The organism is Photorhabdus sp. RM96S (genome assembly GCF_042879335.1).
Taxonomy (GTDB): Bacteria; Pseudomonadota; Gammaproteobacteria; order Enterobacterales; family Enterobacteriaceae; genus Photorhabdus; species Photorhabdus kayaii.
Genome location: NZ_JBHFKT010000029.1, coordinates 40368 through 60205, shown reverse-complemented (window position 1 = coordinate 60205; position 19838 = coordinate 40368). Strand labels below are relative to the sequence as shown.

4 protein-coding genes are annotated in these 19838 nt (G+C 47.3%); all 4 read left to right on the top strand.

Annotated elements, in window-relative coordinates:
- Positions 1-32 precede the first annotated feature (32 nt).
- The 4 genes from ACGF49_RS17095 to ACGF49_RS17080 are packed head-to-tail and all read left to right on the top strand — an operon-like array spanning position 33 to position 19826.
- Positions 33-6188 carry a non-ribosomal peptide synthetase gene (locus ACGF49_RS17095; protein ID WP_262977822.1) on the top strand — a complete coding sequence of 2052 codons (6156 nt, stop codon included), beginning with the start codon at positions 33-35 and terminating at the stop codon, positions 6186-6188.
- The gene (locus tag ACGF49_RS17090; RefSeq protein ID WP_387492009.1) at positions 6188-17929 is read left to right on the top strand and encodes an amino acid adenylation domain-containing protein; all 11742 of its coding nucleotides are present in this window, start codon (positions 6188-6190) and stop codon (positions 17927-17929) included. Before ACGF49_RS17095 ends, ACGF49_RS17090 begins: the two co-directional genes overlap by 1 nt.
- A complete protein-coding gene (locus tag ACGF49_RS17085) occupies positions 17926-19023 on the top strand; it encodes a Gfo/Idh/MocA family oxidoreductase (protein ID WP_113043379.1) in 1098 nt (365 codons plus the stop codon). Before ACGF49_RS17090 ends, ACGF49_RS17085 begins: the two co-directional genes overlap by 4 nt.
- Positions 19023-19826, top strand: coding sequence for a thioesterase II family protein (locus ACGF49_RS17080; RefSeq protein ID WP_229015630.1), 804 nt, complete (start codon positions 19023-19025; stop codon positions 19824-19826). Before ACGF49_RS17085 ends, ACGF49_RS17080 begins: the two co-directional genes overlap by 1 nt.
- The last annotated feature ends 12 nt before the right edge of the window (positions 19827-19838 follow it).

The following is a 19838-nucleotide window of genomic DNA, read 5'->3' as shown; positions in this document are numbered from 1 at the left end:
TTTATAACCGTCATTATTTATAGGATATCTTCATGCACACGGATCTTGTCTCTCCAGATTCACTGCGTCAGATCATATCTGGCCTGTTTACTCAAAAAAATACACTGGTGGATGATAATGATGATTTAATTCGCAAAGGGCTGGACTCAATGCAAATGATGGCATTGTTAAACCAGTTGAGGCGTCAAGGATATCGCGTCACCCTTCGTGAACTTTATCAAAAACCCACACTGTATGCTTGGAGCCAGCTTCTGCAACGTCATGCGCCTGTTACTCACACAGCACTTAAGCCTGATGTGGCGCAGCCACTGATTACAGATGCTCGTCCGTTCCCGCTGACCGCGGTACAACATGCTTATTTTGTTGGGCGTTCGCCAGAGCAGACGTTGGGAGGAGTGGGTTGCCATTTATATCAAGAATTTGACGGTATCGGGTTGGAACCTGAACAACTGGAAACGGCAATTCATAGGTTGATTCAGCGACATCCGATGTTACGAGTGCGGTTTTTGCCCGATGGTCGCCAGCAAGGGATGGCTAATGCTTATTGGAAAAAATTAACGGTTCATGACCTGCGCAGCTTTACAGCAGACGAACAGCAACAAGCGCTGAGTAGTATACGTGAACAATTAAGCCATCGGGTATTACAGGTTGAACAAGGGGAGACATTCGATATTCAGCTAAGTCTGCTTGGTGAGAATCAGCACCGGTTGCACGCTAATATTGATTTGCTGATCATGGATGCCGCCAGTTTTAGCCTGTTCTTTACCGAACTGGCGGCATTAATTGTTAAACGTAACCTGCCTGTTATCCCTTCTGACTATGATTTTTGCAGCTATTTGGCGCAATATCAGGCGCAATTTGCTCAGGCTCGACAAGAAGCTGAGATATTCTGGCGTAACCGGTTAGATACCCTTCCCCCTGTCCCACAACTCCCTCTGACTAAGGAACCTTCCCTAATAAAAAACGTCCGTATTCAGCGCAGATGTTTCCGCTTGGCTCCTGAACATTGGCAACGTTTTAAACAACTTGCTCAACAAAACGGTGTTACGCCAACGATGGCATTGGCGACCGCATTTGCCGGTTTATTATCTCGCTGGAATCATGCCCCCCGCCTGTTGTTTAACCTGACATTGTTTGATAGAGCGCCGTTGCACACCGCAGTTGATAACCTGCTGGCCGACTTTACTAATATTCTGCTATTAGATATTCCCGCTGATAATTTGCCGTTCTGCCAACTCGCTAAAGATGCGCAGGCAACATTTGCCGAAGCTTACGAACACCGCTATTGGTCTGGTGTAGAAGTTTTACGTGAACTTAAAAAACGCGGTAGTCATCCATATGGTGCGCCAATTGTGTTTACCAGCAATTTAGGCCGACCTTTATATGGTGAAAATACCCGTGATGTTCTGGGAAAATCAAGTTGGGGAATATCACAAACACCTCAGGTATGGCTGGATTTCGTCGCATTTGAACATGAAAACACGCTGAATATTCAGTGGGATAGTAACGATGAACTCTTCCCTGATGGGTTAATGGATACCTTATTTACCGCTTATCAGGGGTTCATTGGAAATCTAACGGAAAACGCCACACAGTGGAGTAAAGAATTACCGGATCTGATGCCTAAATCGCAATACCAGCTTCGGTATCAGATCAATGACACAACTGAACCTTTGCCGGATGCCCTTCTGCATGAAGGTGTGTTTTTGCAAGCAGAACGTACACCAAATATTGTTGCTTTGGTGACTAATAATAAGGAAATCAGTTATGGTGAATTAAGTTTGGCCGCTCGCCGGTTAGCAACCGTGTTGCAAAAAATGTCGGTTATACCGGGAGATCGGGTTGCCATTAGCATGGAAAAAGGCGTCGGACAAATTGTTGCGGTATTGGCGATACTTTATATCGGCGGCGTTTATGTACCGGTTCCTGTTGATCAGCCAGTAAACCGACGTCGTGCTATCTGTGAAAGTGCTGGAATTCGTGTCGTTATCATTGATCCTGAACAACACATTGACCTTGAAAAACACATTGATTTTGAAAAACAAAGTGATGACTGGTCACAAGATGTACACTGTGTTTCCTGGCATCAGGATGAGCAATGGCCGCCTTTGGCAAACATGGTTAAGCGTGCGGTTACTGATCCGGCTTATATCATCTATACCTCTGGTTCAACCGGTATGCCAAAAGGAGTCGTTATCAGCCACCAGAGCGCACTCAATACCTGTTTGGATATCAATCGCCGTCATCAGGTCCAAAGTAGCGACCGGTTATTGGCACTCTCTGCTCTACATTTCGACCTCTCCGTTTATGACATTTTCGGTATTCTCACCGCGGGAGGTGCGCTGGTATTAATTAATGAAGCACAGCGTCGTGACCCATCAACCTGGGAAATGTTGATCGTGCGTCATCATGTGACGTTGTGGAATAGTGTGCCCGCACTGTTCGATATGTTACTGACCTATTGCGAAGGCATGGAGGTCGATGCGCCGAAAGCACTTCGTACTGTGATGTTGTCCGGGGACTGGATTGGCTTGTCACTGCCTGAACGTTACCGCGCCTTCAATCCTGATGGTGTTTTGAGTGCAATGGGTGGTGCAACAGAAGCGGCTATTTGGTCAAACGAATATATTATCAAAGAAGTTGAAGCACAGTGGCGCTCCATTCCGTATGGCTATCCTTTAGCTAACCAGCGTTACCGTGTCGTAGGTGAAGATGGCCGTGATTGTCCTGACTGGGTTGTCGGTGAGCTTTGGATTGGTGGTGCCGGGGTCGCATTAGGCTACTTTAATGATGAAGAACGCACTTCCGCTCAATTTGTTGTCGATCAAGGGGAACGCTGGTACCGCACTGGTGATCTGGGTTGTTACCATCCTGAGGGCTGGCTTGAATTTCTGGGACGTCGTGATAGTCAGGTAAAAATTGGTGGTTATCGAATTGAGTTGGGAGAAATTGATGCGGCCCTTAATCAGGTAATCGGAATCAGTAAAGGGGTGGCACTCGCCAGTGGCGAAAAAGAGAAGTCGCTAGTGGCGTTCCTTGAATTGGAAGGTGATTCTTTATGCCAACGGGTAAATCGTGCGCCTCAGTTACCCACTGGCTATCGTGAGCTGTTCCCTGCAATGCACGCAATAACCACGGATAACAGTGGACCTCAAGTTGCAATGTTCCTGCTGGAACATCTATCTCGTCACGGTATTACCTTTACTTCACCGCAATCATTGACAGATTGCTTGAAACGTTATCAGCCCCAACCGGAATACCATGACTGGTTTGCCCGTATGTTGGCATATCTTTGCCAATGTAAGGTACTGGTTGAATCTACACAGCATATATATCAGGCCGGATGGTTACCTGTTACATCCGATAATGAGGCGATAGGTATCCCGGAACGTTGGCATGCGGTGCTACATGATGTTCTTACCGGGCAACAGACGGCGATCGCATTACTTGACGATCCGCAATTCGCACCGGAACAACAATTGTTTGTGTTGCCAGAAACCCAGCAGTGGTTGGCAGGGTTGCAACAGGTCATCACTGCCCTTTCTCAGCGATTACAACGCCCCGTGACTTTGATGGAGTTTGATGCTCGCAGCGGTCGTTGTGCGCAGTGGTTGGCAGAGCATATTACTGATCAGCACCTCTGTTATCTCGGCTTTGAACGTTCTCAAGCACTGGTCAATCAGGCGCGAACACGGCTGAGCGGTTATGCTCATGCATCAGTACAATATTGGTCTGAACAACGTTGGCCTGAACAAGTTCCTGAATCGCTGCAACATCAGGCTGATATTATTCTGCTGAATAACGTATTACACCGGGAAGAAGATCCCGCATGTTGTGTCAAGGAATTGGTACCACTTGCTCAACCTGGCGCGTTGATATTGGCAATGGAGTTACAACAGGCATCGTCTCTTTCCCTGATTACGACTGAATTGCTTTCACCTCAAGGTATTCAATTACGCTCTGCGTCACAGTGGTTATCGCTATTACCACAACGATTGCCATTACAGGCTGAAACGCCAATTACCATCGGTAACCTTAATGTATTATTGATGCAATCAGGTGACAGTGTCACCATCCCCGATCGGGAAAAGATTAAATCGGTGCTGGCACAACATTTGCCGGGATATATGATTCCACAGCGCTTGCATATCATTCCTCGCCTGCCACTGACACCTAACGGCAAAATTGATCGTAAGGCGTTGTCGCAAGAACTACAGTCTGCGACAAAAACAGAGACATCATCACGCCGGAATGAAGTGGTTTTGTTAAATGCAGTTGAACAAACCGTGGTTGACATTTGGCAACGCTTGCTCAATACAGAGCAACTGGGCCGTGACAGTGACTTTTTCCAACTTGGTGGAGACAGTCTTCTGGCTACACGCTTAGTTGGTGAACTGACACAACAAGGCTTCAAAGGTGAACTGGGCCATCTTTTCCGTAACCCACAATTAGCTGCATTTGCGGCTACGCTGGTTCCTCTGGCTGAAACCTCATCAGCAGCGTGTGCTCTGCCGAAAGAGCAAAATGAATACCACCCTTTCCCACTCACGGAAGTTCAGCAGGCTTATTTGGTCGGGCGCCATCCGGGTTTCGCTTTAAGTGGTGTTGGTGCGCATTTCTTTATTGAATACCGGATAGAGCAATTAAATGTTCAACGTTTAAATCGGGTGTTAAATCGTCTTATCCAGCGTCATCCAATGCTCAGAACCGTGGTTGTTAATGGGCAGCAACAGGTATTAGAAAATGTCCCGCAGTTCTCCGTCAAACAACATCAATTCACCAATATTACGCAGGCCGACACATTACGTGAACAGCTTTCACATCAGGTATTAGATGCCGGCAACTGGCCGGTATTCGATTTCCAGCTTGCGCAAGATGATGGAATTATCTCCCGGCTATTTGTCAGTCTGGATAATCTGCTATTAGACGGGTTGAGCATGCAGATATTGCTGGCCGAATTAGAACAGCTCTATCTCGACGAGCAACATGAATTGCCACCATTGAAAGTGACATTCCGGGATTGTGTGTTACGCCAGCAGCAAATGCCGACGCACCAGCATTCGCTGCAATATTGGCAGGAGCAAGTGAAAACATTACCACTGGCACCACAATTGCCACTGCGTATTGCCCCGGAAAAGGTTCAATCCCCACGTTTTGTGCGCTATAGCGATCGGTTATCTGCATATGAATGGAGCCAGTTAAAACAACATGCAGCGCCTTATCAGATAACGCCTTCCGCGCTATTAATTGCGGCTTATGCAGCGGTTCTTTCTGCATTCAGTACTAAACCGGAGCTAACGCTCAACCTTACCCTTTTCGATCGTCCGCACTGGCATGAAGATATTAATCACATTCTGGGTGATTTCACTTCTCTGTCATTACTGGCTTGGCGTCCGGAGAAAAATTGGTTATCGAGTGCCCGTAGATTGCAACAACAGCTCTGGCAGGATCTGGATCACCGTCACATTTCAGCAATTAGAGTGATGCGTGAATTGGCACAGAGTCGTAGCCCCGATGCGGCCATTATGCCGGTCGTTTTCACCAGTGCGTTGGGAACACACCAAGGGCAATTTCTTTCGCATTCATCATGGATGAAACCCGTTTGGGGTATTTCCCAAACGCCACAAATCTGGTTGGATCATCAGGTTTATGAATCTGATAATGAACTTTGTCTAAATTGGGATGCTGTCGAAGAATTGTTTGAACCGCGTCAGTTGCAAAACATGTTCAATAGCTACATGACGCTGTTGCGTACCCTTGCGGCACAACCAGAAAGTTGGCATGCAGCACTGGAGCAATTGATGCCGCGGCAGCAATCCGTGATGGTTGAAAATACTGCTGTTGCCATTGCGCCATCACTGCGTTCAGCGGGATATGACCCACAAATATGCAGCGAAATTCAACGCCTGTTCTTGTCCATAACAAATCATCCTATTAACACACAACAAAACTTTTTTGAGGCAGGAGCCAGCTCACTACAGCTAATTCAATTGCATAGCAAATTACAACATGCGGGTTTTCATCATCTTGCCGTGACTGATTTATTTGCTTATCCAACAGCAGAGACGCTCAGTTTGCGCTGCCGGAAGGCTCCCCACGACGGAAATCGCCAGTCGATTACCCCTCGTCAGCGTCAACAACAAAAGCGTTTGCAACAACGGGAAAAACGTCATAAAGGAGCTGCATAATGACTGATTTAACACCTCACTATGATAATTGCGATCCTATTGCAGTGATTGGCCTTGCCTGCCGCTTTCCGCAGGCGCCAGATAGCGATACTTTCTGGCATAACCTGCAACACGGAGTTGAGTGTACTGTTCCACTCTCCCGTCAAACATTATTAGATGCAGGTATTCCTCCTGAAGTTATTGAGAGTGAAAATTTTGTCAATCGGGCAGCAATATTAGAGAAGGCGGAACAATTTGACGCCTCGCTGTTTGGTTATTCACGTCAGGAAGCGGAGATGCTCGATCCTCAACAGCGTCTTTTTCTCCAGACTGCCTGGCATGCCCTTGAGCATGCCGGTTATGCGCCACGCCATGTCCCGTTGAAAACCGGTGTTTTTGGTAGTAGCCGAGTCAGTACTTGGCCTTCATGGTCACAATTTTCCATGACTGATGTTGGCAAAGTTAAAGGGCTTCAAGCGTTAATCAGTAACGATAAAGATTATCTTGCGACACGTACCGCTTATAAATTAAACCTAAAAGGCCCGGCACTGACGGTACAAACAGCGTGTTCAAGTTCACTGGTTGCCGTACATATAGCTTGTGAAAACCTGCGTGCCGGTGAGTGTGACATGGCGTTGGCTGGTGGTGTGGCAGTTTCTTTCCCGCAAGAAAGTGGTTACTTGTATCAGCCGGGAATGATCTTCTCCCCTGATGGGCATTGCCGCCCTTTTGATAGCCAAGCAAATGGCACCTATGGTGGCAATGGCGTTGGTATTGTCACGCTAAAACGCCTGAGTGATGCTCTACGCGATGGCGATCCCATCATGGCTGTGCTACGTGGCAGTGCAATTAATAATGATGGCAATGAGAAAGTTGGCTTTACTGCCCCTTCGGTTAACGGTCAGCGCAACGTTATTATCGAAGCACTTCAACTGGCGGATGTCAGTGTTGATGATGTTGGTATGATCGAGGCACATGGCACAGGAACGCCTCTTGGCGATCCGATAGAAGTTGACGCGTTACGCAACATATTTTCTGGCCGTAGTGTGACGGTACCGCCTTGTTATCTTGGCTCAGTGAAAAGCAATATGGGCCATCTTGATACGGCTGCCGGCATTGCTAGCTTGATTAAAGCGGTTCTGTCTGTTTGGCATGGACATATTCCACCGACAATCAATGTTCAGCAACCCAACCCAGCTTTACGGTTGGAACAAAGTCCATTCAAGCTGGCAACACAAGGGCAACGCTGGACACAAGCATTACGTACCGCAGGCGTCTCTTCGTTTGGTATTGGTGGTACTAACTGTCATGTCGTCGTGCAATCATTGCCAGAGGAATTACGTCGTCACCGTGTCCATCATGCGCAGACTTCGCCTTTATTGCTTTCCGCTGCTTCTGAATTTTCATTACGTCAATTGGCCCAACGTTATGCGGCTGCACTCAATGGTGCACCAGAGCATCATGCAGATTTGGCATGGACCGCATTACAGGGGCGTGATTTTTCATTACCTTGGCGTTTAGCGTTGACGCTAACACCACAGAGTGCTGAAAATTTATCCGCTTTTGCCAACAAGAAACCAACACAAAATGTTTTCAGTGGGCAAATCAATAGCGAAAGTAAGCAACTTTGGCAATTTAGCGGCCAAGGTTGCCAATGGTCTGGCATGGGAAAAGCAATGTATGCCAGCTCTCCTGTTTTTTCCGCTATGTTGGATCGTTGCTGTGCAGCCTGTGCATCAGAGCTGGCATTGCCATTAAAAGCCGTGATGTTCGGAGAGCATGATGCCGCATTAGCCACCACCGAATACGCACAACCGGCAATTGTGGCGCATCAGATTGCACTGGCGGCACATTGGCGGGCGCTTGGATTGAAGCCTGATTATGTATTGGGGCACTCGGTTGGTGAATTTGCCGCTGCCGTTGTTGCCGGGATTCTCACACCTGAACAGGTGATGCCGCTCGTTGCGGTACGAGGCAAACTAATGCAAAGCTGCTCCCAAGGGGGCGCAATGCTGGCGGTTTTTGCCAATGAAGAAGAAGTACTTCCGTTCGTTCATTCGCTGGCATTAGATTTGGCGGTTTGCAATGGCCCACAACACTGGGTTTGGGCCGGTACAGAGACGGAAATTGCTACCTTGGCACAACGCCTGGAACAACAGCAGATTCGTTGCCAACGTCTAAACGTTGCCTGTGCAGCACATTCAGCCATGCTTGATGGTGTACTGGAGGCATTTTCTCTGCGTTGTAGCCAGTTGCAACCTACATTGGGGGAAATTCCGCTGATTTCTACCCTGACAGCCAATATTGCAACGGTTGAACAATTAGGTTCACCGGACTACTGGCGTAACCATATGCGTCAGACCGTACGCTATTACCCGGCGGTTGAATTTGCCCGCCAGCAAGGGGTGGCATTATTTATGGAGATGGGGGCTGATGCACAACTAACAGGCATCGGGCGGCGTGTCAGTCTGCCACAGGAAATCTGGATTACTAGCGTACAGCGTCAAAGCTCTCCAGAGACAGCTCAGCAAACGGCTCTTATGCAACTTTACTGTGCTGGTGTGCATCTTGACTGGCCGCATCTTTTCTCGCTTACTGGGGGAAAATGTCATGCTCCGCTCTATCCATTTGATGAGCAGCATTATCGCTTCCCTGCAACCAAATCTGTGCAGCCCACAACCAATATCAATGCTGGACTTGATGTAAATGCTCTGCTCGATCCTGCCATTGAGCAAAACCCCGATGCTGCAACACTACGTGAGTTGTATACCGATGCATTGGTATATCAATGTCATGGGCGTGATATTGAACAAGGTTTCAGTGCTATCGACACTATTCGAGCTGGCCGTCTGCAACCTCGTTGGCGCCCTTTGTTGGAACAATTGCTAACCTATTGCGTCCAGCAAGGTTATTACCGGGAAGTTTCTGGGCCAACAACAAGTAAAATGTATCGTCCTGATCGTCCCCTGCCATATGCCAAACGCAGATTATTAGAGACACGTTTACTCACTGCTTTCCCCGCTTTGATTTATGCGGGTGAGCGTCTATTTGCCCTGTTAAGCGATCGTTGCGATCTGCCGCGTCAGTTTGTATCAACACAAGCTGCGACCAACTCATGGCTTCCCGCACCACAACCGTGTCCCGACACCCACTATGCCCTACACTGGCGTACAATAAACATCACAGATAACCCAAGATCTTCAACGGCATATATTCTTCGTTCTTCAACTGCGAATGACGAGATAGTTAATCATTGGTGTCAGGCGGGTATTCATTTACAGCCAGAAAGCGGAAATATCTTATTGCTGCTTACTGGCAGTGATGTACTTGAATTATGCAATCAAGTTATTACCGAACTAAAACGTGATGAAGAAATACCATTAACCGTTGTCACCTGTGGTGCTCAACCGGAAACCACCTTATCACCAGAGAATATCAATCCAGCTCAATATGCTGTCTGGGCATTGTTACGTGTCGCAGTTGAAGAATATCCCCATCGTCGTATTCAAGCGATTGATATTGCTGATATCAACGATGCTAACGCTTTGTCATTAGCGCTCGGATATTTAAGTGAACATAACCGTTGGCTGAGAATACGTGGCAACCAACTCTCGGTACCCGTTTTACAACGTCAATCCTTACTGCTTTCTCAACAGCCGATGTCGATTCCTCATCAGGGTTGGCATATCGTGACTGGGGGAATGGGCGGAATTGGTCAGATTTCCATCCGTTGGTTGTTGGCCCAAGGTGCACGTAGAATCGCGGTATTTGCTCGTCGTCAGCATGCGGATTGGGACGCTTTTGTTCAAGAGTTATCACTGAATATTGAATGTGAGATCCGCTGGATTAACGTTGATGTTACTGATACGCCAGCTTTGTTAAATGCAGTGCAGACGCTGGCACAAGAGGATGGTATCGCCGGGGCAATTCATGCGGCGGGTATCGCTGATCACACCCGGTTGGCAGAACTTGAACCTCAACGTCTGTCACAAATGTTATCGATAAAAGCCCTAAGTGCATCGGCATTGCAAATTGCTCTTAAGCAACATAATGCACACTATCTGTTGCTTCATTCTTCTGCCGCATCAATGTTAGGTGCCCAAGGGCAAGGTGCTTATGCCGTTGCCAATGCTTACCTGGAATCTTTGGCGCTGACAGCACCGAGTCCGTTGATGGTAAAAACACTGGTTTGGGGTGTTTGGGGTGGCGTTGGTATGGCCCGCGAGCGGCGATTAGTGGAAAAATTGGCACAAGATGGCATGTTACCGTTCAGCGTCAATGAAGGTATTTGGCATTTTAATCAATCTCTGCGTACCGCATCTCCTTGCTATCTGGCAATACGGTTAGATGAGCATCATCCTGATATTTCGCGACGTTTACAGGCTGACATTGCTCATATCCATCCAGTGTCAACCCCAGCTCCTTCACACTCTGTCGATAACAGGCTGTATCAGGACAGTGAAGAACGGCTTAATTGGTTGCGTCAACGTATTGCTGCATTGCTACGATTAGAACAGCCTGAATGTTTGGCACCGCAACAGGATTTACTGCAACTTGGTTTGGATTCCCTATTGTTCCTGGAGCTAAATGCGGTGATCCACCAGCAATTTGGTTTCAGATTAACTGCCGAGTTGGCTTATCAGAATATGACTTTAGTGGGGCTTAATCGGCTTATTGGCGACGCATTACCTGAACAACCAGTAACCTGTTCTCAGCCTGAGATCATTATTGACAGCGCCCAACGTCATGCTCCATTCCCGTTAACACCCATTCAGCACGCTTACTGGATTGGTCGTACTCAGGCCATTGATTTTGGCGGTGTCGCGTGTCACGTCCTATTTGAATGGGATTTGACACTGGATGGTTTTGATATGGATAGTTTTGATATTCCGCGTTTTGAACAGGCATGGAATGCTTTAATTCAGCGTCATGGCATGTTGCGCATGGTAGTGGATGAAGACGGGCAACAAAGAATTTTGCCTGAAACGCCTTGGTATGTGTTATCACAAGATGATTTGCGTATGCTGGATGAAACCGCTTACCAACAGGCGCTGGTTCAGCGTCGTCATACGCTTTCTTACCAGGTCCCGCCAGCAGAACAGTGGCCGTTGTTTGAAGTTTCTGTTTCTCTGCTACCGAATGCACGCTGTCGCTTACATATGAATCTGGATCTGTTGCAGTTTGACGTACAGAGTTTCCGGATCATGATGGACGATTTGCAACGCGCTTACCACCAGCAACTACTGATCCCGCAGGTGTTTACTTTCCGTGACTATGTGATGGCGGAACAAGCTCAACGGGCAAGTAAAGAGTGGCAGGCATCATGGGCATATTGGCAGGAACAATTACCTTCGTTGCCTCCGGCGCCAAGATTACCGCTGAATCCACAACTGCCTCAGCGTAGTCAACCACAATTCACAACTTATGAAGGTCGATTAGCACAATTTGATTGGCAAATGCTTAAACAACGCTGGCAACAATGGGGCGTGACTCCTTCTGCCGGTCTGTTGACGCTGTTTGCTCATACTCTGGAATGGTATAGCCGTCATCCGTTGTTTACTCTCAACCTGACATTCTTTAACCGGCAACCTTTCCATCCAGAGGTTCAAGATCTGATTGGTGATTTTACCTCAGTCATGTTGATGGATTTTGATTTACGCAAAATAACCTCCTTGCGTGCCAGCATGGAGAAAACACAAGCTTTGCTGTGGCAACGACTGAGCCACAACTATGTCAATGGTGTTGAGGTGTTGCGAGAACTTGGCCGCCACCAAAATGGTGAATCACAAAGCAGACAACCGCTGACGCCGGTGGTTTTCACCAGCATGTTGGGAATGGCACAAGAAGGCGTCGCCATCAAACAATCCATCACTCAGTTACTGGGTGATCCCATCTTTGTTCTGAGTCAAACTCCGCAAGTCTGGCTGGATCATCAAGTCATGGAAGTAGATGGCGATCTACTGTTTAACTGGTACTGCATGGATGATGTATTAGCGCCGGGGGTTATTGAGGCACTGTTTACCGCTTATAATGCGCTGTTAGTGCAAATTTGCCATCAGCCTGACTGCATAGAACATTATGATCTTCATATTCCCCCTTCCGGTCATACCCGTTATAACTTCTGGCCGCAACAACCTGAATTGCATCAAGCTGAACAATATTTGCGTGATAAACCTGAAATACGGTTGGCAGAAATTCAGCCACGTCAGGACGACACGCAAGGTTATAACTTATGGCTGGTGGCAGAGGACAATTTGCCATTATCGCTACCAGAACCATTGGCAATAAACACCGATCAGCTACCGCTGCCTGAGTTAACTGAACAACAGGCATTTGAGCGCTCTTGGCAACATATTGAGCAGCAAGCGTTATTTGGCCTGAGCCAGACATTACTGCGTCATAATCTGTTCACTTATCCTCAGCAATGTCACACTCGTGCAGAAATTGAACAACGTGTACAACTGGCGCCACAGTATCAGCGTCTTCTTACTCAATGGTTGGCGTTATTAAACAACCAAGGATTGATTGAGAAAACCGCTGATGGATACCGTTGTCTGCAACCGCTTAATCGTGTTCTTGCTCCTACAGCAAAACTGGACGATGCCGTATGGTGTCAAACGATTAGCCGTTATGTTGCAACATGTATCGAGCAACATGATGTCCTGCTTGCCGGGCGAGGTAATGCGTTGGAACTGCTGTTTGCCGATAAACAGACCACTGCCAGCCTCTATAGTGAGAATCCAGCGTTACGATGCCTGAACCAAACTGCCGCTGAAATTGTCCGGCAATTGAGTCAAGTATCTGATCATTTCACTGTACTGGAAGTCGGTGCAGGAACTGGAGCAACCTCAGCGAAGGTACTTGAGCATAATGCACAATCGATTGAACGCTATCACTTTACCGATGTTTCGCCGCTATTTCTGGATGATGCACGCCAGTTGCTTAATCACTATGGCGAAACTGTAAAATTTGCGCTGTTCGATATTAATCAGCGTATTGATTTTAGCCAGCATCCTGAATCCGGTTATGACCTGATTATGGCGGTTAACGTGTTACATGATGCAACTCATCTGCGAAACACCTTGCAACGCCTGTCACGGTTACTAAAAACCGGTGGATGGTTGCTGATTATTGAATCGACGAAACGCGAAAGTGCGATGCAACTCGCCAGTGTTGGTTTTATTGAAGGCATTAATGCCTGGAGTGATGATCGCGGCGATAGTGCATTGATGGCGCTTGCGGACTGGCGTAAGTGCTTGGAGAAATCCGGCTATCGGGTTTCATTGGAATGGCCGGGGCAAGATGGGCCAGAACTGCATCAACAACTGATTCTGGCGCGGGCTGAACGGCAAGCACGGCTCAATATCAGTGAAATAGCGGCACAATTTTCCACTTTGCCTTATTCATTGCATGTTCAACAGCAAGAACAATTACCATTGATCATGACCGCTAAAGAGAGCGTAGCACAGCGATCAATTCCGGAAGCAGTACAACCGGAAACAGAGGATAACCAGCTCCATGATATAGAGCAGCAGGTAATCGCGCTCTGGTGTTTACTGCTTCCTCAGCCGATACAGCGCCACAGTGACTTTTTCCAAAGTGGCGGTGACAGCTTAATTGCTACCCGAATGGTGGTGCAATTGCGTCGACAAGGTTACGAACAGGCAAATCTACAACAGCTTTTTGAACATCCTAAGTTGAGTGAGTTTTGTCGCACCTTGCGAATAGTTGAAACAGTTGAAACAACACCCGCTACACAGGCTGTTCCACTTGAGACTAAGCCAGCATCGGAGCAGACGCTTCCACTTACTGCGTTGCAATATGCCTATTGGTTAGGCGAAAGCCAGCTATTCCAATTTGGTAACGGTATTGCGCATTTCTACGCTGAACTGGCTATCAACGATCTTGATCTGCCACGTTTTACCACAGCTTGGAACCGTGTGGTGAGTCATCATGCGCAATTACGTGGTTATGTGAAGGATGGGCAATATCATATTCTGCCGGAAGTGCCCTGCTATACCCCGACGGTAATTGACTGTCGTAACATGACGCCGGCTCAACGCGAGACAAAACTCGCTGATGCCCGCGATATCTTGCGCACTAAAGGTGTTCCTAGCGATAACTGGCCGCTGTTTGATTTGACGCTATATCGTACTGATGACCGGGTATGTTTATTGCATTTGACTATCGACCTACTGGTTGCTGATGGCAAAAGTCTGACGTTAATCCTACGCGATTTGCAACGCGGATATCAGGAACCTAACTGGCAGCCAGAACCACCGGCAGCGACTATTAGTGACTATATTCAAGCACTGGAGGATGAGAAAACGGGGGAAGCCTGGCAACAAAGCCGGCAATATTGGCTTAATCGCTTACCTTATCTGCCTGATGCTCCAGTGTTACCGTTAAAAGATCATCAGTCACAAGAACTTAATCAACAATGTCTGACGGGATATATCAGTCCGCAACAATGGCAGCGTTTGCAACAACGTGCAGCAGAATACCGAGCTTCACCATCACAGGTTATGCTGACGTTATTCACCCATATTCTAGCGGTATGGAGCAACAGCGAGCATTTCACCATCAATGTTCTGCATGGCAACCGACTGTTAATGCCGCAACATTGCGATACGCTGGTCGGAAATCTGTCTACTACATCATTGTTGGAAGTGGATTTACGCAATAGCACAGGATTCAGTGATGCGCTAAGTCGGATACAGAAACAGTGGTTAGCTGATCTGCAACATGCTCTATTTGACGGACAACTGGTACTCCGAGAGAAAAATCAGCACCGTCACAATCTAAACGCCGGTATGCCGATTGTGTTCAACGATACAACCGGTACAGCGGGTCAAGGGCCGGCAGGATTGGGAACGCTGAATCTCTTTGGTGCGCAAACACCGCATGTTTATCTCGACTGTATGCTGATTTCCGGTTCAGATGGTGGCGTTATCATTCAATGGGCAATTTTGCCGCAACTGTTCCAGCCACAAGTTGCAGAAAACATGTTTGCGCATTATCAGGCTAGTGTCGTCTCCCTGCTTGAACCCGATTACCAATGGAGCGCCTTACTTCCAGAGTGGCTCCCGGTAAGTGATCAGATTTTGTGCCAAGATAGTAATGCGACAAAGAATGTGTTTCCGCCCCATACGCTCTGTTCGTTAATTGAGCAGGCGGTAAATCGCTACCCACAACGTACCGCTGTAGTCGATGTTTATCGTCAAATCGATTACCGCACTTTGTGGTCACAAAGCCTGACGCTGGCTGCCCATCTACAAGCACAAGAAAATCAGCATTCGCCTCTGATTGGCGTGGTGATGGAAAAAGGTTGGGAACAGATTATCGCGGTTATAGCGATTTTATTGGCGGGACGGGCTTATCTACCTATTGATGCCAGCTACCCGCAACAACGCATCCATCAGCTATTGGCATCAGGGGAAGTTGATATTGTATTAACTCAACCTAAGTTTGCTCAACAGCTGAGTTGGCCTGATGGTGTACAGGTTATCTCTCTGGATGAAATATTACTTAACCGCTTGCCGAAAAATACCGGTGGACAGCGTTTGTCTGCCCATCCTGAGGATTTGGCTTATGTGATCTTCACATCAGGTTCTACCGGCAAACCGAAAGGGGTGATGATAGATCATCAAGGTGCGGTTAATACCATTCTTGATATTAACCAACGCATTGCTCTCAATGAACACGATAGCGTACTGGCAATATCAGAATTAACATTCGATCTTTCAGTTTATGATCTGTTCGGTACTTTAAGTTGTGGGGCAAAACTAGTTATTCCTTTTTCTGGTGACAGACGACAACCTGACAAGTTATTAACGTGGTTACAACAAGAATCAGTCACAGTTTGGAACTCTGTTCCGGCATTTGTACAACTGCTTGAGGAGTACGCCAGAGATTATCCGCACTCCTTAGAGAATCTGCGCTGGATATTGATGAGTGGTGATTGGATACCAACCAGTTTGCCAGAAAGATTATCTGCCCTTCACCCTGCCCTGAATATTCTTAGTTTGGGCGGTGCAACTGAAGCGTCAATCTGGTCTATTGCCTATCCTATCGTTCAAGTTGATCCAAACTGGCGCAGCATTCCATATGGAAAACCACTGGCTAATCAGACTTTCTATGTGCTTAATGCAACGCTTTCCCCCTGCCCGGTTTGGGTAACGGGGGAACTCTATATTGGTGGACAAGGGTTAGCGCTAGGCTACTGGGCTGATTTAGAAAAAACTGCACAAGCCTTTATTACCCATCCTCAAACCGGTGAACGGTTATACCGCACTGGTGATTTAGGGCGTTGGCGGCCAGACGGTAATATTGAGTTTCTGGGACGCAATGATCATCAGATTAAGATTCGTGGCTATCGGATTGAGTTAGGCGAGATCGAACATCGCTTATGCGAGCATCCGGATATACAACAAGCATTAGCATTTGCACATACTACGTCAACCGGTGCATTGCAACTTGTCGCAGGTTTGCGTTTATCTGACGAAGCCCCGCTATCTACAGAACTTTTACCGGTTCTGCCTCATTGGTTGCAACAGACCTTGCCCGTCTGGATGTGTCCACAGCGATTTATCATTCTTGATGCGATCCCTGTATCCGACAACGGCAAAATTGACCGACGCGCGTTGGCAGCTTTGGTTGAGGAAGCGACACAGGATATCAATCCAATATCAGTTGCTTGCAGTGTGATAGAACAAGCTGTGTTGAACCTTTGGCAATCAGTATTGGAACAACAAGCTATCAGTGTGCATGAGAGTTTCTTTACGTTAGGTGGAGACTCTCTAGCAGCGGTACGGTTAATGGTGAAAATCAATCAGACTTTTGACCGTCAATATCCACTCAGCCTGTTACAAACTTACGATACCGTACACTCTTTGGCTGAATTCATTGAACATCAGCCAGAAAACCCTTGCCAAGGGGTGATATTGAATGAGGGAAGCGTTGAACAACCTGCCCTGTTTATCGTCCATCCTATTGGTGGACATCTGTTGGGGTATCGTCATTTAGCAGCCAATTTTGGTGACCAACGCATGATTGGGTTGGCATTTTCGCCAGATAATTTAAATACAGATACTCCTTCTGTGGCAGCGTTGGCGGCTGACTATATCAGTCAAATCCGAGCGTTCCAGCCACAAGGACCTTATGCCTTGGCAGGATGGTCGTTCGGTGGATTGGTGGCTTATGAAATGGCTCATCAATTACGTGCGGTGGGTGAAAGAGTTTCTCAATGTATCCTGATTGACAGCTTTGCGCCAAATGTGCGCACCGATTTGACGCTGAATGAAACATTTTGTCATCGTCATTTCTTGCTCGATTTGCAGGGGCAATTCCCTGGTTTGACGCTGAATAATCATGTTATCACTGCTGATACTAAGACTTTCCTTAATGCGTTGCACGATGCCTTACCGCAATCTGCCCAGATTGATAGCTCGCTGACCGCACTTTATGACGTGTGGCGCCATAACCTGAACGCGTTGCTTGACTATTGTCCGCCGCAGACTTCACAGCCTTTCTGGCTTATACGGGCAGCACAGGAACTACCTGATTTTATGGATTATCTCGATCCAACCACTATCGCCTCAATCGATCTTGGCTGGCAGGCTTTTGGGCCAGTCAATGTGACACAACTTGCGGGCGATCATTACACCTTGTTCCAACATGAACATGTTGGCTCATTGGTGACTTGTCTGAAAGATATCTTGAATTCAGTACCAACCACTAATCTTGTTAAGGAGAACATATGATAAAGCCACGGCGGGTTCTGATTGTCGGTTCGAAATTTGGCGAATTATATCTTAATGCGTTCTTACAACCTCAGTCTGGTTTGGAATTAGCCGGTATTTTGGCACAGGGCAGTGCTCGCTCGCAGCAACTTGCCTGTGATTTTAATGTGCCCCTATTCCGCTCACTGGATGAACTACCAGATGATATTGATATTGCCTGCGTGGTAATACGGGCGGAGGTTATTGGCGGCAAAGGCGATCAGCTCACTCAGGCACTTTTGGCGCGTGGAATTTCTGTCATTCAGGAACACCCCCTTGATGCCGAAGCCATTAAAAGACATCAATTAACCGCAAACAAACATGATGCAATGTTTTGGGTAAATAGCTTTTATAGCCAATGTCATGCTGGAAGAAGTTGGTTACATGCAGCGCGGCAAATCACTCACTTATCACAGCAACGTCCGGTAAGTGGTTATCTGACAACCAGTCGCCAATTGCTATTTTCCGCGCTCGATCTGTTGTTACAGGCATGTCACTGTCCGGAACAGATGGAGATAGTCTATGTCGGTCAGCGAAGCTGTGCATTTCATTGCTTTGAACTTAGCTTCGCAGGGACAACAGTAACATTAAATGTACAATCCTATCTGGACCCGAGAGATCCCGATATGCACAATCTGGTCATGCATAAAATGACGCTGATCTGGCCTGTCGGTTATCTTACGCAGGAAGCCAGTTACGGGCCGGTCATCTGGACACCCGTCCTTCATGCACCTGATCATCTGAACAACGAGCAAAGCCTCTACCTGAATGCCAGTCAGCCGGATGATAACTATCTGCACCAAGCAACATCACAAATTCTTTGTCCGGCAACCAAAAACTGGATGACAGCATTTGAATGTGATGGTGCTAAAGGTGTGGCATTTCTGCTCAATACCTTAGGTTCTGTATTGAACGGTGCCCTCTGCCCACCTGCTTTTGCTTACGATTACCAACTGCGGTTAGCAGGTTTATGGCAACAAATTTTGCGTATTATGGGAGAGCCTGTTACTCAGGATTTATCGGCCCCTGTTTGGATTGAGCCAGCAAAATTGATGTTAACTAAGGAAGAATGTTGATGACGTGGGCACTCCCTGCACACCCGATGATTCGTCCTTGCCTGACGACTCACGGTAAACCCAAATACACGCTGTTAATCTGCCCCTTTGCCGGGGGCAGTACCAGTGCATTCCGCCACTGGGCCACGCTAGAAAATTCAGATATAGCGGTTTCACTAGTGATTTACCCCGGACGAGACAGCCGTATGGCGGAAAAGGCAGCTACCAATATTGCGCCATTGGCGCAATCACTTTCTGACCTGATGGTGTCATTCACCCCCGTACAGAGAGAGAATCTGATACTTGTCGGTCATAGTATGGGGGCCCAAGTTGCTTTTGAAACTTGCCAACGTCTTGAACAACAAAATTGTTCACCCAAGGCACTGGTGCTTTCGGGGTGCCATGCACCTCATCTTCAATCCCGCCGCCAACTTAGCGGATTACCTGATCATGAGTTTATTGAACAATTGATTGATATCGGCGGTTGTAGCCCGATTTTGCGAGAAGACCCCGGCTTGCTTGCGCTGTTCTTACCAATGCTACGGGCTGATTTTCTTGCTACGGAACATTATCACCGGCTCGTTCAGACTGACGCGGTAAAACTGCAAACACCAACATTACTGCTTTATGGCAGTGAAGATAAAGAGGCTTCTGCGATAGAAGTTCAGCAGTGGCAACAATGGCTTGCAGACGGAGAGCAACACCTTTCATATCGCTACAAGGAGATTGTAGGCGACCATTTTTATATTACTCAAGAACCTGAGAATTTTATTCGTCACGTTACACAATTTATACAATATGTTTGTTTACAGGAGTCCGCATAATGGCACCTTTTT